This window comes from Streptomyces sp. NPDC043952 (assembly GCF_056435325.1).
Map to the genome: position 1 here is coordinate 51,470 of NZ_JBWKES010000027.1, position 19,285 is coordinate 70,754.

At 70.9% G+C, this 19,285-nt stretch carries 16 protein-coding genes and 2 riboswitches; of the genes, 6 read left to right on the forward strand and 10 right to left on the reverse strand.

The genetic code is table 11. The features are described from left to right. Window positions 1-41: 41 nt before the first annotated feature. Window positions 42-1,337: a bifunctional 3-oxoadipate enol-lactonase/4-carboxymuconolactone decarboxylase PcaDC gene (pcaDC, locus tag AC069R_RS25635; protein WP_478769164.1), complete on the reverse strand. Its 1,296-nt coding sequence runs from the start codon at window positions 1,335-1,337 to the stop codon at window positions 42-44. Window positions 1,338-1,369: 32 nt separating this feature from the next. Next, window positions 1,370-2,470 (reverse strand): IS110 family RNA-guided transposase, encoded by a 1,101-nt coding sequence (locus AC069R_RS25640; RefSeq protein WP_478769165.1) that lies wholly within the window; start codon window positions 2,468-2,470, stop codon window positions 1,370-1,372. Between the two features lie 678 nt (window positions 2,471-3,148). Here AC069R_RS25640 and AC069R_RS25645 point away from each other — a divergent pair. Beyond that, window positions 3,149-4,237, forward strand: coding sequence for a hypothetical protein (locus AC069R_RS25645; protein WP_478769166.1), 1,089 nt, complete (start codon window positions 3,149-3,151; stop codon window positions 4,235-4,237). A gap of 47 nt (window positions 4,238-4,284) precedes the next feature. On the opposite strand, the gene AC069R_RS25650 is transcribed toward AC069R_RS25645, so the two are convergent. Further along, complete coding sequence (locus AC069R_RS25650; RefSeq protein ID WP_478769167.1) at window positions 4,285-5,706, reverse strand: short-chain fatty acyl-CoA regulator family protein; 1,422 nt, start codon at window positions 5,704-5,706, stop codon at window positions 4,285-4,287. Between the two features lie 371 nt (window positions 5,707-6,077). Between AC069R_RS25650 and aceA the strand changes: the two genes are divergently transcribed. From aceA to AC069R_RS25675, 5 genes are all read left to right on the forward strand, one after another. After that, window positions 6,078-7,361, forward strand: a complete 1,284-nt coding sequence (aceA, locus tag AC069R_RS25655; RefSeq protein ID WP_478769168.1) for an isocitrate lyase — start codon at window positions 6,078-6,080, stop codon at window positions 7,359-7,361. Between the two features lie 100 nt (window positions 7,362-7,461). After that, on the forward strand, window positions 7,462-9,060 hold the full coding sequence (gene aceB / locus AC069R_RS25660; protein WP_478769169.1) for a malate synthase A: 1,599 nt from the start codon (window positions 7,462-7,464) through the stop codon (window positions 9,058-9,060). Then, complete coding sequence (locus tag AC069R_RS25665) at window positions 9,057-9,926, forward strand: 3-hydroxybutyryl-CoA dehydrogenase (protein WP_478769170.1); 870 nt, start codon at window positions 9,057-9,059, stop codon at window positions 9,924-9,926. The genes aceB and AC069R_RS25665 overlap by 4 nt, the downstream gene beginning before the upstream one ends. A gap of 186 nt (window positions 9,927-10,112) precedes the next feature. Further along, window positions 10,113-10,344: riboswitch (cobalamin riboswitch) on the forward strand. Between the two features lie 194 nt (window positions 10,345-10,538). Beyond that, window positions 10,539-12,857, forward strand: a complete 2,319-nt coding sequence (gene metE, locus AC069R_RS25670) for a 5-methyltetrahydropteroyltriglutamate--homocysteine S-methyltransferase (protein WP_478769171.1) — start codon at window positions 10,539-10,541, stop codon at window positions 12,855-12,857. A gap of 173 nt (window positions 12,858-13,030) precedes the next feature. After that, window positions 13,031-13,612 carry a histidine phosphatase family protein gene (locus AC069R_RS25675; RefSeq protein WP_478769172.1) on the forward strand — a complete coding sequence of 194 codons (582 nt, stop codon included), beginning with the start codon at window positions 13,031-13,033 and terminating at the stop codon, window positions 13,610-13,612. A 25-nt stretch (window positions 13,613-13,637) separates the two neighbouring features. Here AC069R_RS25675 and AC069R_RS25680 read toward each other — a convergent pair whose 3' ends face one another. The 7 genes from AC069R_RS25680 to AC069R_RS25710 all read right to left on the reverse strand — a co-directional run bounded on the left by AC069R_RS25680 (window position 13,638) and on the right by AC069R_RS25710 (window position 19,280). Beyond that, window positions 13,638-13,976: a hypothetical protein gene (locus AC069R_RS25680; protein ID WP_478769173.1), complete on the reverse strand. Its 339-nt coding sequence runs from the start codon at window positions 13,974-13,976 to the stop codon at window positions 13,638-13,640. A gap of 144 nt (window positions 13,977-14,120) precedes the next feature. Beyond that, window positions 14,121-14,873, reverse strand: coding sequence for a CbtA family protein (locus AC069R_RS25685; protein ID WP_453099861.1), 753 nt, complete (start codon window positions 14,871-14,873; stop codon window positions 14,121-14,123). Between the two features lie 22 nt (window positions 14,874-14,895). Next, window positions 14,896-15,117 carry a CbtB domain-containing protein gene (locus tag AC069R_RS25690; RefSeq protein ID WP_478769174.1) on the reverse strand — a complete coding sequence of 74 codons (222 nt, stop codon included), beginning with the start codon at window positions 15,115-15,117 and terminating at the stop codon, window positions 14,896-14,898. A gap of 36 nt (window positions 15,118-15,153) precedes the next feature. Next, window positions 15,154-15,299, reverse strand: a riboswitch (cobalamin riboswitch). A gap of 78 nt (window positions 15,300-15,377) precedes the next feature. Further along, on the reverse strand, window positions 15,378-16,169 hold the full coding sequence (locus AC069R_RS25695) for an enoyl-CoA hydratase (protein WP_478769175.1): 792 nt from the start codon (window positions 16,167-16,169) through the stop codon (window positions 15,378-15,380). Further along, window positions 16,166-17,062, reverse strand: coding sequence for a 3-hydroxyisobutyrate dehydrogenase (gene mmsB, locus AC069R_RS25700; protein WP_478769176.1), 897 nt, complete (start codon window positions 17,060-17,062; stop codon window positions 16,166-16,168). The genes AC069R_RS25695 and mmsB overlap by 4 nt, the downstream gene beginning before the upstream one ends. Next, entirely contained in the window at window positions 17,059-18,135 is a 1,077-nt protein-coding gene (locus AC069R_RS25705) for an enoyl-CoA hydratase/isomerase family protein (protein WP_478769177.1), read from the reverse strand. The genes mmsB and AC069R_RS25705 overlap by 4 nt, the downstream gene beginning before the upstream one ends. Continuing rightward, window positions 18,132-19,280: an acyl-CoA dehydrogenase family protein gene (locus AC069R_RS25710; protein ID WP_478769178.1), complete on the reverse strand. Its 1,149-nt coding sequence runs from the start codon at window positions 19,278-19,280 to the stop codon at window positions 18,132-18,134. The genes AC069R_RS25705 and AC069R_RS25710 overlap by 4 nt, the downstream gene beginning before the upstream one ends. Window positions 19,281-19,285 lie beyond the last annotated feature (5 nt).

A 19,285-nucleotide genomic window follows, 5' to 3' on the forward strand; every position in this document is an offset into this window, starting at 1 on the left:
GGATTCCCGCGGGGGCCTCCCCCACCCCCGGACCGCCGGGCTCACTCCGCCGGGGTCGTCTCCTCCTGGATGATCTGCTGGGCCACCTTGAAGGCGCTGGTGGCGGCGGGCAGGCCGCAGTAGAGGGAGGCGTGCAGGAAGACCTCGCGGATCTCGTCCGGGGTGAGGCCGTTGCGCAGGGCGGCGCGGGTGTGGGCGGCGAGCTCGTCCAGGTGGCCGCCGGCGATCAGCGCGGTGAGCGTGACACAGCTGCGGGTCCGGCGGTCCAGGCCCGGCCGGTCCCAGATCTCGCCCCAGGCGTAGCGGGTGACGAACTCCTGGAAGTCCCCGGAGAAGCGGTCCGCCGCGGCCAGCTCCTGGTCGACGCGCGCGTCGCCGAGCACCTCCCGCCGGATCTTGAGCCCGGTCGCGTACCGGTCGGCCCGGTCCGCGGGCGCCGGGGCCGCGGCGGGCGGGGCGATCTCCGCCACCGGCACCACGGCCTGCGGCGGCACCACCGGCGCCGGCGCCACGACCGGGGCCCCCGGCAGGGCGAGCTGACCGGTGTCGTACGGCTGCTGCCAGGCGGTGGAGAAGTGGTGCACCAGCAGATCGGTGACGGCGGCCGGCTGCTCGACCGGGACCAGGTGGGAGGCGCCGGGCACGACCGCGAGCCGGGCGTCCGGGATGCCCGCGACCAGCGTGCGGGCCTCGGCCGGGCCGGTGATCTGGTCCTCGGAGCCGACCAGGACCAGCGTCGGCGCCGCCACCCGGCCCAGCTCGGCCCGTACGTCGAACGCGGCCAGGGCCTCGCAGGAGGCGATGTAGCAGCCGGGGTCCGTGGTGCGCACCATCTGCACGGCCCACTCGGTGATCGCGGGCTGCGCCGCCGAGAACCCGCCGGTGAACCAGCGGTCCGGCGAGGTGCGGGCGATCGGGTCCAGCCCGTTGGTGCGTACGACCACTCCGCGCTGCCGGAACTCGTCGGCGGTGCCGAACCGGGGCGAGGCCGCGACCAGCGCGAGCGAGGCCAGCCGCTCGGGGTGGCGCAGCGCCAGCTCGATGCCGATCGCACCGCCCAGCGCACAGCCCGCGTACCCGAAGCGCTGCACGCCGAGCGAGTCCAGGGTGGCCAGCAGCCGGACGCTCAGCTCGGCCACGGAACCGGCCGGATGGGCGGGCGCCCCGCCATGCCCCGGCAGATCGAACCGGAAGATCCGCCACTGCTTGGCCAACTCCGGGACCTGCCGGTCCCACATGTGCCACGTGGTACCCAGTGAGGGACCCAGGATCAGGACCGGAGCGTCTTCTGGCCCGTCGAAGCGGTATTGCAGGGTGTTCGGGGGTGTCTCACTCACGCACCCGACCCTCTCACGTCTCACGACTGCCCCTATAACGGAGGTGACGACTGCACTGGTCTGACCAGGTGGAAGACCTGCCGGGCCGCGTAGCGCTTGAGGCTTCGGACTATCTCGCGCCGGGTCTTGCCCTCCTTGCTGCGGCGCTCGTAGTACTCCTGGGTGCGCGGGTCGACGCGCAGGCGGGTCTGCACGATCCGGTGCAGGGCCGCGTTCGCTTGCCGGTCGCCGCCGCGGTTGAGGCGCCGGTACTGCCGGCTGCCCGAGGAACGCTCGACCGGGCTGACCCCGCACAGCGCCGCGAACGACGCCTCACTGCCCAGGCGTTCCGGGTTGTCCCCGATCGTGATCAGCAAAGTGACGGCCGTATCCGGACCGATGCCCACCACCTCGAGCAACTGCGGAGCGTGGCGCTCCACCAGCCAGGTCAGCCGGCCTTCCAGGTCCTGGACCTCTTCGCTGAGCTGCCTGATGCGCCGGGCCAGCAGGAACAGGGTCATGTGCGTAGCGTGGAGCACCGCCCCCTCGTCGGCCTCGTGGTTCAGGCTGTCGTCCACGAGCCGTGCGCAGGTGCGGAACAGCTCTGCGTTGCCCAGCCCGGCCAGTTCCTCCCTCAGCTGCGGATCGGCACGGATGAGGACGGCCTTGAGCTGGTTGATCGCCTGGGTGCGGGCCTTGACCGCCGAGTCCTTGGCCAGTTTGTACATCCGGGCGATCTCCACCGGCCCGTCGCCCGTCTTGGCCTGGGCGCGTGCTCGCCCGCTCAGCACCGCCCGGGCTGCGTTCTCGGCGTCGGGCGGGTCGGACTTGCCGCGCCGACGGCGGTCGGCCCGGTCGAACCGGTTCACATCGAAAACGGCCACGCCCTGGGCCAGTAGGTAGCGGGACAGGGCAGCCCCGAAGGAACCGGTACCTTCCACTCCGGCCCGCCGCACCGTACCCGACGCCCTGGCCCACCCCAGCAGGTCTCGGTATCCAGCCGCGGTGGCCGGGAACTCCTTGGTGGCGATCACTTCCCCCACCAGGGAGAGCACGGCGGCCACATGGGCATCCCGGTGCGTGTCCACTCCCAGGATCACCTCCCTCGCCGCCCGGCGCCGACGAGGACGCGAAGCGGAGGGTGTGCTGATCACGCTCGTTCCCCTTCAGGCCGATGGCTTATCGCTAGTCGGCAGCGGGCCGTGCGGACGGTCGGAATCGTGATGACGCCTTTCCGGCAAGCCCCTATCGAGACACGTCCATCAGCCCGAGACCAACAGTGCGCTGTCCCCTGGCCGGCGGTCGACACAGTGTGATCAGGACACCTCGGTCAGAGATCTCAGGAGTCAGATCCGCCGTAGGACAGGCACCCACCTACGGTTCTCGGCCCAACCGGCTTCCAGCCACGTCAGCCCGCTCGTTCGAGCGAATTGACTCGAAGCACCGGCCGCCTACCACCGGAACTGGCACCATGCCGCCGTCGTACGTCACTTCGAGTCGAAGGCGGGCCATTGGAACGGCGGGTCAATGAGCGGCAGCTCTCGGTGCTGCAGTGGGTGGGAGCCGGGTGCCCTGCCGGCGTGTGGGAGACCAACTCCTATAAGACCACCTGCCAGGCACTGCACAACCGGGGCCTGGTGACGGTCTCCCGGAAGGCCGGGCAGTGGAGCGTCGCCCTCACGAGCGCCGGCCGGCACTACCTGGCACACGGCACGTACCCTCCCCGGAGCTCGCACACGCGGAAGGCTCAGGCCGCCGCTCCGCGACCGTCGGCCACTCAAGCACAGGCACCGGCCGCCAGACCGAAGCCAAGCCCTCCCTCACAACATCGCGTGACGTTCACGGAGCAGCTGTTACAGGAGCTCGCGGAGGCCGGCGGCAGGATCGTCAAGAGCGGCAGCGGTCCCGGCTTGGAGAAGTGGCCGTCCCGCGTCGCCGCCGCACGCAGGTCCGGAAGGATTCCGGAGACGAAGGAGCTGTACGGAAGCTGGTGCCGTGACGGGTACGAGATCAAGCTCGTCGACATCCCCGCCTGGCGCCTTGCCGTCCTCGCCCCCGTCCCCGTGCCCTCGCGGCTCACGCGGCCGCACACCGTGGTGCGGGCCATGCAGAACGAACGCCAGCCGCTGGGCCTGACCAAGCCCGTCCAAGGACGCGCTCTCCGGCTCATCCAGGCACTGATCACCGCCGCCGAGGTCGAAGGACACACCTGCTCGGCCGGGCAAACCGGCTATGCGCCCCCGTCTCATCGCCGCCGCAGGGCAAACCCTCACTTCACCATCACCGCACAGGACCAGCCAGTGGGGTTTCTCGTCCTCCAGGAACAGGACCGGACCGATCACGTCGCTACCGAGAAGGAACTCGCCGAGGCCAAGAAGCACTCCTGGGTCAGAATCCCCCGCTTCGACTACACCCCGTCCGAACGCCTCCGCTTCATCGTCAGCGGCGGCCAGCCACATCGGGCGAGCGAATGGGCCGACGCTCCCGACCGCGCTCTCGAAGAGCAACTCGCCGAGATCGCGCAGGAGGTCACGCTTCGCGGCGAAGCCGCCGAACGCAGACGCCAGGACGAGGCCGAAGCGGCACGCCAGAAGCGCATCCGCTGGGAAGCCGCCATGGATCAAGCCCGCATCCAGTACGCGGAGGCGTACCGCGTCCGGCACCTTGAAGCACAGGAAACGGCATGGCGCCACGCCACCCGACTGACCGAGTACGTGAGCGCGGCGCGCACACGAGTCGAGGCCATGCCACCGGGGCAGACCAGAACCGAAGCCGAAGCATGGATCAGCTGGGCAGCCGCCACCGTGGACCGCCTCGACCCACTGAACACACCGCCCCGGCTGCCCGACATTCCCACCCCACGGGCCGACGACCTGAAACCCTTCCTCGGGCACTGGAGCCCCTACGGCCCCTCCTACTGAATGCCCGTTGGCTGCCGTCTCCATCGACCTGGCGCGGACACTCTGCTTCAGGGCCGGGCGTCCAGTACCGGATACGGCACAAACGTGCTGGCGTTCTGGTCGATCCGCAGTGCATGACCGAGCGGCGGCGCGGCGCGCTGGGGGCAGTCGAGACGTTCGCAGACCCGGCAGCCCATGCCGATCGGGGTAGCGGCGGAGGGGCTGGTGAGGTCGAGGCCGTCGGAGTAGACGAGTCGGTGGGCGTGACGGATCTCGCAGCCCAGCCCGATGGCGAACGTTTTGCCCGGCTCGCCCCAGCCGCCACGGTGCCGGGTGACCGCTCGGGCCGTCCACAAAAACCGCTGCCCGTCCGGCATTTCGGCGACCTGGACGTGGATGCGGCCGGGCGTCGCGAACGCCTCGTAGACGTTCCACAACGGGCAGGTGCCGCCGGCCCTGGAGAAGTGGAAGCCGGTCGCGGACTGCCGCTTGGACATGTTGCCGGCGCGGTCGACCCGGACGAAGGAGAACGGCACACCGCGCAGACCGGACCGCTGCAGGGTGCTCAGCCGGTGGCAGACGGTCTCGTAGCCGAGGCCGTAGCGGTCGGTGAGGCGCTCGATGTCGTAACGGACCTCCTCGGCTGCGGCGTGGAAGGCGGTGTACGGCAGAATCAGCGCGGCGGCGAAGTAGTTGGCTATGCCGATGCGGGCCAGGGTGTGGGCGGGCGAGTCGGCCGGGAAGTCGTCGGCGGCCTGCCGGTCCAGTTCGTCCGCGTACTCCAGCAGGGCGAGCTGCGTCGCCATCCGGAAGGCGCGCTGGCCGGGGCGCAGGCGGTTGGACAGGTACAGGGCGCGGCTGGGCCCGTCGTATCGGTGCAGGTGATCACTGTTCTCCACGGTCAGGCGCACTCCGTGGACGTCGGCGAGGCGGGCCGTCAGGACCCGTACGACGTCGCCTGGCCGGATGCCGATCTCCTCGGCCAGCCGCTCGGCGGCCAGGTCGGTGTCGTGGAGGTAGTTCTGGCGGCGGTAGAAGAAGTCGCGGATCTCCTCGTGGGGTGAGCGGGGTGCCTCCTGATCGGCCCCGCGTCCGTCGGTCCCACGGCCGTCGGTGGCGTCGGTGAGGCGTTCGGCGAGCAGGTGGTTGCGGCGGCCGAGGTCGAGCAGGACCTGGGCGACGGCGGGCATGCGCGAGGCGAGTTCCGTGAGGTCGGAGGCGGAGATCCGGGCGTCGGCCAGTTCTCCGGCCAGCGCTTCGCGGAGGTCCGCCACGAGCCGGCTCGCGTCGCGCTCGGAAAAGAAGCCGGGGTCGACGCCGAAGGCTTCCGTCAGCCGGAGCAGGACGGGGACGGTGAGCGGGCGGGAGTCGTGCTCCATCTGGTTCAGATAGCTGGGCGAGATGGCGAGAACCCGCGCCAGCTCGGCCTGGTTCATGCCGCGTTCCTCGCGCAGTCGGCGCAACCGCGCACCCGCATAGATCTTGCTCAACGGCCGTCCTCCGTGGTCCGAATCCCAGTCAGCGTACGCGACCCTGCACGCTCCAAACCCTTCGCAAAGTTGGCAAACGACGGGTCGAAGATTCGCAGAAATTGACATCCGTCCAAGCTTGATGGCACTCAGTGCCAATGCCAGAGTCTCAGTGCGGCCCGCCGGACCCCGGCGGCCCCGCCCGGAATCGGGACGCGATTCACGCCCTGACGTCGGAGATCCCGGCCCCGGCGAGGCCGTGACCGGCAGCGTTGCTCACCTCCGCCCCCAACGGGGCGGCGGGTCGCAACCTCAGCACGGCACACAGTGCCATTGCGGATCGCAAGATCCGGACATTGGCAGACCGCACAACCAAGGAGACGGTGACAGCCATGGCAGAAGCAAGGACGCAGGCGGCCGAGAAACTCGCGCGGCGCTGGGCCACCGATCCCCGGTGGCAGGGCGTCGAGCGCACCTACAGCGCCGAGGACGTGGTCCGGCTCTCGGGCAGCGTTCGCGAAGAACACACCCTGGCCCGGCGCGGCGCCGAGCGGCTGTGGCGGCAGCTGCACGATCAGGACTACATCCACGCGCTCGGCGCGCTGACCGGTGGCCAGGCCGTCCAGCAGGTCAAGGCCGGCCTGCAGGCCATCTACCTGTCCGGCTGGCAGGTCGCCGCCGACGCCAACCAAGCCGGCCACACCTACCCCGACCAGAGCCTCTACCCGGCCAACTCCGTTCCCCAGGTGGTGCGTCGGATCAACAACGCGCTGCTGCGCGCCGACCAGATCGCCACCGCCGAGAACGCCGGGGACACCACGGACTGGCTGGCGCCGATCGTCGCGGACGCGGAGGCCGGTTTCGGCGGGCCGCTCAACGCCTTCGAACTGACCAAGGCGATGATCGCGGCCGGTGCGGCCGGCATCCACTACGAGGACCAGCTCGCCTCCGAGAAGAAGTGCGGCCACCTCGGCGGCAAGGTCCTGGTGCCCACCTCGCAGCACATCCGCACCCTGAACGCGGCCCGCCTCGCCGCCGACATCGCCGATGTGCCCACGGTCATCATTGCCCGCACCGACGCGCTGGCCGCCAACCTGCTGACCACCGACGTCGACGAGCGCGACGCCGAGTTCGTCACCGGCGAGCGCACGGCCGAGGGCTTCTACCGCGTCCGCAACGGCATGGCTCCCGTCATCGCCCGTGGCCTGGCCTACGCCCCGTACGCCGACCTGATCTGGGTCGAGACCGGCACCCCGGACCTGGCGCAGGCCCGCGAGTTCGCCGAGGCCATCCACGCCCAGTACCCGGACCAGATGCTCGCCTACAACTGCTCGCCCTCCTTCAACTGGAAGGCGGCCCTGGACGACGACCAGATCGCCAAGTTCCAGCGCGAACTGGGCGCGATGGGCTACCGCTTCCAGTTCATCACTCTGGCCGGCTTCCACTCCCTCAACCACGGCATGTTCGACCTGGCGCGCGGCTACGCCGAGCACGGCATGACCGCCTATGTCGATCTCCAGGAGCGGGAGTTCGCCGCCCAGGCGCACGGCTTCACCGCCGTCAAGCACCAGCGCGAGGTCGGCACCGGCTACTTCGACCTGGTCTCCACCGCCGTCAACCCCGCCTCCTCCACCACCGCCCTGACCGGCTCCACCGAGGAGGAGCAGTTCCACTAGGCCGCCGGGCCGGGCGCACCGCCGCGGCCGCCCTCCAGGCCGAGCGGAGGGGGACGACCGTCTCCGTCCCCTTCCGCTCCCCTTCCCTCAGGAGAACCCGATGTCCACCATCGCCCCGCCCCACCACGTCCGTGTCCTCGCCGCCGAAGGCCACCGGCACGACGAGATCCTCACGCCCGCCGCCCTGGACTTCATCGGCCGCCTGACCGCCGCCTTCGCGGACCGCCGCCGGGAACTGATGAAGGAGCGCCGCAGGCAGGTGCTGCGGCTGGCGTCGGGCTCCCCGCTCGACTTCCCCATGGTCACCTCCGCCATCCGCGCCAACGCGACCTGGCGCGTGGCGCCGCCCGCGCCCGGCCTGACCGACCGCCGCGTCGAGATCACCGGCCCGCCCGACCGCCGTATGACCGTCAACGCGCTGAACTCCGGCGCCAAGGTGTGGATGGCCGACTTCGAGGACGCCACCGCACCCACCTGGGACAACGTCATCGGCGGCCAGCTCAACCTGCTCGACGCCATCGAGCGCCGCATCGACTTCACCACCGGCGAAGGCAAGGAATACCGGCTCGCCGACCGGGACAAGCTCGCCACGATCATGGTCCGGCCGCGTGGCTGGCACCTCGACGAGGAGCACCTGGAATGCGACGGACGGCCGGTGCCGGCCGCTCTAGTCGACTTCGGCCTGTACTTCTTCCACTGCGCCCAGCGGCAGATCGACGCCGGGTACGGTCCGTACTTCTATCTCCCGAAGCTGGAGAACCGGTACGAGGCCCGGCTGTGGAACGACATCTTCCTCCTCGCCCAGGAACTGCTCGGGATTCCGCGCGGGACGATCCGCGCCACGGTGCTCATCGAGACGATCACCGCCGCGTTCGAGATGGAGGAGATCCTCCACGAACTGCGTGAGCACAGCGCGGGGCTCAACGCCGGCCGCTGGGACTACCTGTTCAGCGTCATCAAGACCTTCGGGCACCGTACCGACTTCCTGCTTCCCGACCGCGCGCAGGCCACCATGACCGCCCCCTTCATGCGGGCCTACACCGAACTCCTGGTGCGCACCTGCCACCGGCGTGGCGCCCACGCCATCGGCGGCATGGCCGCGCAGGTGCCGGGGACGGACCCGGCGGCGAACGAGGCTGCGCTCGCCAAGGTCCGGCTGGACAAGGAGCGCGAGGCCGAGGACGGCTTCGACGGTTCCTGGGTGGCCCACCCCGCCTTGGTGCCGGTGTGCCGCGAGGTGTTCGACGCCGTCCTCGGCGACCGTCCGCACCAGCTCGACCGGACCCGGGAGGACGTGGAGGTCACCCCCACCGATCTGCTGTCGGTCCGCCGGATCAGCGGTCCGCCCACGGCGGAGGGCGTGCGCACCAACATCGCCGTCGCCCTTCGCTACTTCGCCGCCTGGCTGCGCGGCCAGGGCGCCGTCGCTCTCTACGGCCTCATGGAGGACGCGGCCACCGCCGAGATCGCCCGGGTGCAGATCTGGCAGTGGCTGCGGCACCGGGTGATCGACCGGGAGACCGTGCTGCGGCTGCTGGACGACGAGGTTGCGGCGCTGGGCGCCGAGTACCCGTGGGCGCCGGTGGACGAGATCCGCGCCCTCTTCGAACGGGCATCCCTCACGGGCGAGTTGCCACTTTTCTTCACGCCCGAGGCGTACACGCAGCACCTCGTGAAGCGCACGGGGGCCGGGGCATGAGCGGCGGAATCCGACGCGTCGGAGTGGTCGGCGGCGGCCAGATGGGAGCGGGCATCGCCGAGGTGTGTGCGCGGGCCGGGCTGGACACGGTGGTGTGCGAGGTGGATGCGGTCGCGGCCCGCGCCACACGGGACCGGGTGGCGGGCTCGCTCGACCGCGCGGTACGGCGCGGGAAGCTGGCGGAGGCCGCCGCGGCGGACGCGCTCGCCCGGATGGCCTTCACCGGCAGCCTCGACGACCTCGCCGACCGGCAGCTCGTCGTCGAGGCGGTGGTGGAGAACGCGGAGGCCAAGACGGAGATCTTCGCCGCCCTGGACAAGATCGTCGAGGATCCGGCAGCCGTCCTGGCGACCAACACCTCCTCCCTCCCGATCATGCGGCTCGGCATGGCGACCGGCCACGCGGACCGGGTCGTGGGACTGCACTTCTTCAACCCGGTCCCCGTGCTGCCTCTGGTGGAGGTCGTGACCTCCCTGCACACGTCGCCGGACACGGTCGCCGCCGTCGAGGACTTCGCGACCGGCACGCTCGGCAAGACGGTGATCCACTCCCGGGACCGGGCGGGCTTCGTCGTCAACGCCCTGCTCATCCCGTACCTCCTGTCGGCCGTCCGCATGGCGGAGTCCGGCTTCGCCACCGCCGCCGGCATCGACACCGGCATGGAACTGGGCTGCGCCCACCCCATGGGCCCGCTCAAGCTGGCGGACCTGATCGGCCTCGACACCGTCGCCTCCATTGCGGAGTCGCTCTACGACGAGTTCCGCGAGCCTCTGTACGCTCCCCCGCCGCTGCTCCAGCGGATGGTGGAGGCCGGACTCCTCGGCCGCAAGACCGGCCGCGGATTCCACACCTACGACCAGGACTGAGGGCCTGGTTCGACACGGGCCGAGGGGCCCGCCGCGCCGCCGGGTCGAGGGTCCCGCACGGTGTCGCGGGGGAAGGGCGGGAAGCGCATGTGCGGCGTTTCCCGCCCTGTGGCGTTCCCGGCTCGACGTCCCGTCCCATTGTCCGGATGACGGACGTCGCGCTGCCTTCCGGCGCCACGAGCCCGTAGGGTGGCTTGTGCAGCTGGTTCGCCCCGTCCGCCAGGCGGGATGCGTCGTAAGAGGGAACCCGGTGGGAATCCGGGACTGCCCCGCAGCGGTGAGCGGGAACGACCGCCGTCATACGCACTGGGTCCGAGGTACCGGGCCTGGGAAGCGACGGCCACTAGGTGTCTCGTACGACTTCGTACGACGAGACGTGCCCGCGAGTCCGAAGACCTGCCACCTGCCCGCGTACGAACCACTCGTGCGCGGACATCCCGGTGACCCCGAGGGCGGGTTGGGGGCACCCCCGGACGAAGTCTGGGGGAGTACACACCAGACGGAACGACCGTGCTTTTGCCGCGCGGGGTCGTGGCCGTCCGGTTCGTCACCCCTTCGCGCTCTTGTCCCGTCGCCGGGATCTCAGGGATTCATCTCGCGAAGGAGATCTCCGTGACAGCGAAGTCCGCAGCCTCGGCAGCACGGGCCACCGTGTACGGCTACCCCCGCCAGGGACAGAACCGGGAACTGAAGAAAGCGATCGAGGGCTACTGGAAGGGCCGCGTCACCGCCGACGCCCTCCGTGCCACCGCCGCCGAGCTGCGTCGCACGAATTGGCGGCAGCTCGCCGACGCCGGCATTCACGAGGTACCGACGGGGGACTTCTCGTACTACGACCACGTCCTCGACACCACCGTCGCGCTCGGTGCGATCCCCGACCGCCACCGTGCCGCCGTCGAGGCCGACGCCCTGGACGGTTACTTCGCCATGGCCCGCGGCACCCAGGACATCGCGCCCCTGGAGATGACCAAGTGGTTCGACACCAACTACCACTATCTGGTCCCCGAGCTGGGCCCAGGCACCGTCTTCAGCGCCGACACCGGCAAGCAGGTCACGGAACTGAAGGAAGCCCTCGCCCTCGGCCTGACTGCCCGTCCCGTCCTGGTCGGCCCCGTCACTTACCTGCTGCTCGCCAAGCCCGCGCCCGGCGTGGCGGCGGACTTCGAACCGCTCACCCTCCTGGACCGGCTGCTGCCGGTGTACGCGGAGATCCTGGCCGACTTGCGCGCGGCGGGCGCGGAGTGGGTCCAGCTGGACGAGCCGGCCCTGGTCCAGGACCGCACCCCGGCCGAGCTGAACGCCGTCGCCCGGGCCTACCGCGACCTCGGCGCCCTCACCGATCGACCCAAGCTGCTAGTCGCCTCGTACTTCGACCGGCTCGGTGACGCCCTGCCGGTGCTGGCCAAGGCGCCGGTCGAGGGACTCACCATCGACTTCACCGAGTCCGCGGCCGGAAACCTGGAGGCTCTGGCCGCCGTCGGCGGGCTGCCCGGCAAGCGCCTGGTCGCCGGCGTCGTCAACGGCCGCAACGTCTGGGTCAACGACCTGGAGAAGTCCCTGTCCACACTCGGCACCCTGCTCGGGCTGGCCGACCGGGTCGACGTGGCCGCCTCCTGCTCCCTCGTCCACGTGCCCCTGGACGCGTCCGCCGAGCGCGACATCGAGCCCCAGATCCTGCGCTGGCTCGCCTTCGCCAGGCAGAAGACGGCCGAGGTCGTCACTCTCGCCAAGGGCCTCGCCCAGGGCACGGACACGATCGCCGCCGAACTCGCCGCCAACCGCGCCGACCTGGCCTCCCGCGCCGGCTCCCCCATCACCCACGACCCGGCCGTGCGATCCCGCGCCGCCGCCGTCACCGAGGCCGACGCCCGCCGGTCCCAGCCCTACGCCGAACGGGCCGCCGCCCAGCGCGCGCACCTCGGCCTGCCGCTGCTGCCGACCACTACCATCGGCTCCTTCCCGCAGACCGGCGAACTGCGCACCGCACGCGCCGACCTGCGCGCCGGCCGGATCGACGCCGCCGGGTACGAGGAGCGCATCAAGGCCGAGATCCAGGAGGTCATCTCCTTCCAGGAGAAGACCGGCATCGACGTCCTGGTGCACGGCGAGCCCGAGCGCAACGACATGGTGCAGTACTTCGCCGAGCAGCTCACCGGCTACCTGGCGACGCAGCACGGCTGGGTCCAGTCCTACGGCACCCGGTACGTCCGCCCGCCGATCCTCGCCGGTGACATCTCCCGCCCCGAGCCGATGACCGTGCCCTGGACGACGTACGCCCAGTCCCTCACCTCCCGGCCGGTCAAGGGCATGCTCACGGGCCCGGTCACCATGCTTGCCTGGTCCTTCGTCCGCGACGACCAGCCCCTCGGCGAGACGGCCCGGCAGGTCGCCCTCGCCCTGCGCGACGAGGTGAACGACCTGGAGGCGGCGGGGACGTCCGTCATCCAGGTGGACGAACCGGCCCTGCGCGAGACGCTGCCGCTGCACGCCGCCGACCGCCCGGCCTACCTGGCCTGGGCGACCGAGGCGTTCCGGCTGAGCACCAGTGGCGTGCGGCCGGACACCCAGATCCACACCCACATGTGCTACGCCGAGTTCGGCGACATCGTCCAGGCCATCGACGACCTCGACGCCGACGTCATCAGCTTGGAAGCCGCCCGCTCGCACATGCAGGTCGCCCGCGAACTCGCCGTCCACGGCTACCCGCGCGAGGCCGGACCCGGCGTGTACGACATTCACTCCCCGCGTGTCCCCAGCGCCGAGGAGGCCGCCGAACTGCTCCGCGCCGGCCTCAGGGCCATCCCCGCCGAACGGCTCTGGGTCAACCCCGACTGCGGCCTGAAGACCCGCGGCTGGGCGGAGACCCGCGCCTCGCTGGAGAACCTGGTCGCAGCCGCCCGCACCGTCCGCGGCGAGCTGTCCGGGTCCTAACCCGCACGACCAGAGGGGCCGGGGCACCACGGGCGCCCCGGCCCCGACTGCGCCCAGCGGGCTCGCCCGACAACCGGCGGGCGCCTGGCCATCGATCCGGACAGGCGCACCTACGTACCGTACGCGGTGGAGACCCGCGCCCGCCCCATGACACCGAACGCAGGAGGAGCCACGTGACCAGCCGCGTCGCCTTCGTCTCGCCCGCCACGAGCCCGTCGCTGCGGCAGGCACGGTTCTACGACGGAGACTCGATCGACGACATCGGAGCGGCCCGTGCCCGTGCGGCAGCCGGGTCGCTGCTCGCGCCCGCGCGTGTGGTCACATCCCCGAGTGTGCGCTGCCGGCAGACGGCGGCCGCGCTCGGCCTGGGCGGATCGGAGTCGCCAGAGCTGAGTGGGCTGGATGTGGGTCGGTGGCGAGGCCGCACGCTGGACGCGGTGGCCGCCGCCGAGCCGGAAACCGTGGCCCGCTGGCTCAGCGACCCGAACAGCGCACCGCACGGGGGTGAGTCGGTGCAGGCCCTGTGCGCGAAAGTCGCGCGGTGGCTGGAGGAAGCGCGGGCTCTCGAGGGCCGCACGCTCGCCGTGGTCGAGCCGGAAGTGGTGCGGGCGGCGATCACGGAAGCGTTGGGTATGCCCGCCGCCGCCTTCTGGCGCCTTGATGTGCCACCCCTGACGGTGACCGAGCTGAGTGGCCGGGCCGGGCGCTGGAATCTGCGTCTGGGGCGCCCTCTGACGGTGCCGGATGTCGATTGACAGCCCAGTCACAGTCACCGGCCGTTCAGGGCGCCGCATCCCGGTGACGGAGCAACAGCTCCGCGACCTCGCAACGCAGGCAGGAACCGTCGGCGTCCTTCTGACCGGCTTGCCCTTCGAGGCACGTCGTCGACGACGTGCGGGTCCGCTGCTCGCAGCCTTCTCCCCGTGCCGCCAGCAGGGCCTCCAGGTCGTGAAGCAGCCGTTCGCTGCGTTTGGCCTGCTGTGCGAGGACCCGTACCCGAGCGCTCTGGCCGCCGATCTGTCGGCGGCTGGCGATCAGTTGGTCGTACTCCTCCAGGGTGAGGGCGACCGCCTCGCGGCCCCCGAGGGTGATGTGGCGCGGTCGGGGGGTTCTGGCCACTCGGTGCCTCCGCTCTTCGGCTGAGTGGGTGCGTCCGGTCGGGATGCCTGCCGTGCCGTTGCCGTGTCCGTGCGCTTTAGGTGTCCTGGGAACGCCAGAGGGCCCCCGGATGGTTCCGAAGGGCCCTCTGTTGTCCGGAAAGAGTCAGCGCGCGACCGGAACGGCACGGCCGCTCGCGGCCGTCGCCGGCTTGGGATTCAACAGGCGTTCCGCCAGTTCGCCGAAGAGCAGGCCGAATCCGGCCCATAGAGTGGCCTGGATGGCCAGCGCGGACAGCCGGAACCGCCACAGCAGGGCGGCCGGGAAGTCCTTGGGCACCTCGTTGATGACCGGCAGGAACTCGTAGGCCAGGCCGATCACGACGGCGAACGCGGCCACGGCGGCCACCGTCGCCCACCAAGTGCCCAACGAGGGCGCGAGGCGCTTGCCCAGGATGGTGGCGGCGATCGCCAGGAGCACGCTGAGCAACATCATCAGGAAGTACAGCGTGGTGCGCTTGCTGATGGTGTCCGGATCACCCACCGACGGCGGGTTGGCCGGGTACTTCAGGAACGGCACGACATACACGGCGAGGAGCGCGCAGCCGGACAGCAGCAGCGCGGTCGCCCGCGGGCTGAAGCGGCCGACGCGGCCGAGTGCGAAGCAGTACGCGAGCGCGGCGATGCCGCCGAAGGCGACCCCGTAGACGAGGACGCCCGTGGCGAGGCCGGCGGTGGACTGCAGGGAGCGGGAGACGACTTCCATCTCGTGCTCGTGAGAGTGGGCGTCCTCGAAGGCGATCGCCTTGTCGACGCTCGGCTCCCCGAGAAGGTAGGCGACGACGAGGGCGAGCACGCCGGCCACGAGGCCGGCGAGCATGCCCCGCACGAGGAGGTTTCTGACCGTTGCGGAGTTCATGGGTGTGTGCTGTCCGCTCGCGTCAGTGGCAGGGGAAGCCGAGCAGGTGGCGGGCGTCGTGCACCCACTCGTGGACGTCGGTGCCGTTGAACACCGAGGTGGCGCCCTGCTCGGCGCCGACGAAGTAGAGCAGGACCAGCATCAGGATGCCGAAGAAGACCGCCCAGGGAGCTATCGCCTTCAGCGGCAGCTTCGCGGGGATGGCGGGAGTGGTGGCTGTCGGCTGCGCGGCGGTCTGCGCCATGGCGGAACCTCCTCTGGGAGTTCGCGTCCCATCTCGGTGGTGCACATGACGACGGCCACGGGTCTGACTCACGAACCGCCCGTCATAAGGATAGTTCGCATACAGTGGCGCGACCGTGCCGGAGTCCCACCGGCTTCCGTCTCGCCGTCGTCGATATCGGACCGACCGTATCGCGAGTCACGAGCCTGGCCAAGACCGCGCCCGTCCGCCCCGGCATGATCTTCCTCTCAAGCCGGGCGGACGGCCGGGTGCCGGGCGGTTCAGCGGTGGCGGAACTCCGGCGGTCTCTTGTCTACGAAGGCGGCCATGCCCTCCTTCTGGTCGGCGGTCGCGAACACCGCGTGGAACAGACGCCGTTCGAAACGGACGCCTTCCGTGAGCGTGGTCTCGAAGGCCCGCCCGACCGCTTCCTTCGCCATCATCGCGACAGGCAGCGACCTACCGGCGACGGTCTCGGCGACGGCCAGGGCTTCGCCGAGCAGGTCGTCAGCGGGGACCACCCTGGAGACCAGCCCGGCTCGCTCGGCTTCGGTCGCGTCCATGATGCGCCCGGTCAGGCACAGTTCCATGGCCTTGGCCTTGCCGACCGCGCGGGTCAGGCGCTGGGAGCCGCCGATGCCGGGGATCACCCCGAGCTTGATCTCGGGCTGGCCGAAGACGGCCGTGTCGGCGGCGAGCAGGATGTCGCAGAGCATGGCGAGCTCGCAGCCGCCGCCCAGGGCGTATCCGGCGACCGCCGCCACTGTCGGCGTGCGGAGCTGTCCGAGCCGGTCCCAGGCGGCGAACCAGTCAGCCAGGTACATGTCCATGTATCCCTGTGGCTGCATCTCCTTGATGTCGGCGCCGGCGGCGAACGCCTTCGCCGACCCGGTGATCACGATGCAGCCGCAGCCCGGGTCCCGGTCGAGGGCCTCGGTCGCCGCGACGACCTCGTTCATGACCTTGAGGTTGAGGGCGTTGAGGGCCTTGGGCCGGTTGAGGGTGAGCAGGGCGGTACGGCCCTTGCGCTCGACGAGGATCGTCTCGTACTCGTGGGCCGGTTCCGTGGTCATGCCTCAGCTCCGCTCTGGTCCCTGATGGTGCGTACGATGCCGGAGAAGTCCTCCGTGACACCGGCTCGCTCGGCATAGGATTCGTACAACTCGGCTGCTCGCAGGCCGAGTTCCGCGTGCACTCCGCCCGCTTTGACTGCGTTGGCCGCGAGCCCAAGGTCCTTGGCCATCAGAGAGGCGGCGAACCCGGGACGGTAGTCCCGGTTGGCCGGGCTGGCTGGGACGGGCCCGGGGACGGGGCAGTTGACGCTGAGGGCCCAGCACTGGCCGGATGCCGTCGAGGCCACGTCGTACAGGGCCTGGTGGGACAGGCCGAGGCTCTCGCCGAGGACGAACGCCTCGCTGACAGCGATCATGGAGACGCCGAGAATCATGTTGTTGCAGATCTTGGCGGCCTGCCCGGCACCCGCACCGCCGCAGTGGACGGCATTCTTGCCCATGGCCTCCAGCAGCGGAAGTGCCTCGGCGAATTCGGTCCCTCCGCCACCGGCCATGAAGGTGAGCGTGGCCGCTTCGGCTCCCACCACTCCGCCGGAGACCGGGGCGTCCAGGGCCCGCATTCCAGCGGCGAGTGCGCGTTCGTGGGCGGTGCGGGCGTCGGCGACGTCGATGGTGGAGCAGTCGACGAACAGGGTGCCGGGCCGGGCGGTCGGCAGCACGGTGTCGTAGAGATCCAGGACATGGCGGCCCGCGGTAAGCATGGTGATGACCACGTCGGCATCGGCAACCGCGTCCGCCGACGACTCGGCGGGTTCCACGCCCGCACGCGCCGCACCGTTTACGGCCTCGGGCACGAGATCATGGCCGCGCACACGGTGCCCCGCCTTGACCAGGTTGGCGGCCATCGGGGCGCCCATGTGCCCGAGGCCGATGAATGCGACGGTACGGCTCACCAGGCCACCTCCGTGGTCACATCGGGCCCGGCGAGTCCGAGTTCGCGCTCCCCGAGCGGAGCGAAGAAGCGTTCGACGTCGGCGTCGGTCACCTCGACCAAGGTGGCCGGCGACCAGTGTGGGTCACGGTCCTTGTCGATGACCTGGGCGCGGATGCCCTCCACCAGGTCCGGATGCCGGAGAGCGGCGCAGGAGACGCGGTACTCCTGGTCGAGGACCCGCTCCAGCTGGCCGAGGCGCCGGGCCCTGGACAACGCGGCGAGGGTGACCTTGAGGGCGGTGGGCGACTTGGCGAGCAGGGTTTCGGCGGCTTCCTTCGCGTCGCGGCCGCCGTCGGCGAGCAACCGGTCGACGACTTCTTCGACCGTGTCAGTGCCATAGCAGGAGTCGATCCACTCCCGCCGGCCGGCCAACTCGCCCTGGGGAGGCGGCTGTACATGGCGGGCGAGAGCGTCCCGCACAGGCATCTCGGCGAGGTCGTCGATGAAACCCCGGAGTGCCGCAGCCGGCACGAAGTGGTCGGCGAGCCCGCAGAGCAGGGCGTCACTCGCACCGATCTGTGCGCCGGTCAGGGCCAGGTGCGTGCCCAGTTCGCCCGGGGTGAGGGCCAGCAGGTAGGTGCCGCCGACGTCCGGGACGAAGCCGATGCCGGTCTCGGGCATCGCGATCCGCGATCGTTCGGTGACGATCCGGACGCTGCCGTGCGCGGAGACGCCCACGCCGCCGCCCATGACGATGCCGTCCATGACGGCCACGTAAGGCTTGGGGTAGCGGGCGATCAGGGCGTTGAGGCGGTACTCGTCGCGCCAGAACGCGGCCGACGCGGAGCCATCACCGTCGCGGACGTCGTCGTGGATGCTGCGGATGTCGCCGCCCGCGCACAGGCCGCGCTCCCCGGCACCGGTGATGATCACGCTCTCCACGGCCGGGTCGCGCTCCCAGCTGCTGAGCGCGTCGTCGATGCGGCGGACCATCTCGTGGTTGAGGGCGTTGAGGGCCTTGGGCCGGTTGAGGGTGATGTGGGCGGCCCGGCCGGTGGTGCGGAACAGGACGGGTTCGTCGGTGGCGGTCATCCGCACGCCTCCGTCAGGCCGCGGGCCACGATGACGCGCATGATCTCGTTGGTTCCTTCCAGGATCTGGTGGACGCGCAGGTCTCGGACGATCTTCTCGATGCCGTATTCGCTGAGGTAGCCGTAGCCCCCGTGCAGCTGGAGCGCGCGGTCGGCGACCGAGTACCCGGTGTCGGTGGCGAACCGCTTCGCCATGGCGCACAGGTACGGTGCCTGCGGGTCGCCCCGGTCGAGGGCCCCCGCGGCCTGCTGGACCAGGGCACGGGCGGCGGCCAGTTCGGTCGCCATGTCGGCGAGGCGGAAGCGCAGGGCCTGCGCGTCGAGGAGCCGTGCGCCGAACGCCTCCCGGTCGGCGAGGTGCGCGACGCTGCGGTCGAGCGCGCTGCGGGCGCCGCCGAGCGAGCAGGCGGCGATGCCGAGGCGGCCGCCGTTCAGGCCGTTCATGGCGATGCGGAAGCCCTCGCCCTCGCGGCCGAGGAGCCGGTCGGCGGGCAGCCGTACGCTGTCCAGGACGACCTGGCGGGTGGGCTGGGCGTTCCAGCCCATCTTCCGTTCGTTCGGGCCGAAGGTGAGCCTGGGGTCGTCCTTGTCGACGAGGAATGCTGAGACCCCGTCAGGGCCGGTGCCGCCGGTGCGCGCCATCACGACATACACCTGGGAGGCGCCCGCCCCGGAGATGAACTGCTTGACGCCGGTCAGGACGTAGTCGTCGCCGTGGCGGACGGCCCTCGTGGTGAGGGCCGCGGCGTCGGAGCCGGCACCCGGTTCGGTCAGGCAGTAGCTGGCGAGGTCGTCCATGGCGCACAGGCGAGGCAGCCACCGGTCGCGCTGGGCGGCGTCGCCGTAGCGGTCGATCATCCAGGCGACCATGTTGTGGATGGAGAGGTAGCCGGCGATGGACGGGCAGCCGGAGGCCAGGGATTCGAAGACGAGCACGCCGTCTGCGCGGGTGAGGCCGGAGCCGCCGGACTCCTCGCGGACGTAGACGCCGCCGAGGCCGAGGCCGGCCGCCTTGCGCAGTACGTCGACGGGGAAGTGCTTGTCGCGGTCCCAGTCCAGGGCGTGCGGTGCCAGGTGGTCCTGGGCGAAGTCGAGGGTGGTCTCGACGAGGGCGTGCTGGTCCTCGGTGAGCAGGGTGGTGGTCATACGGC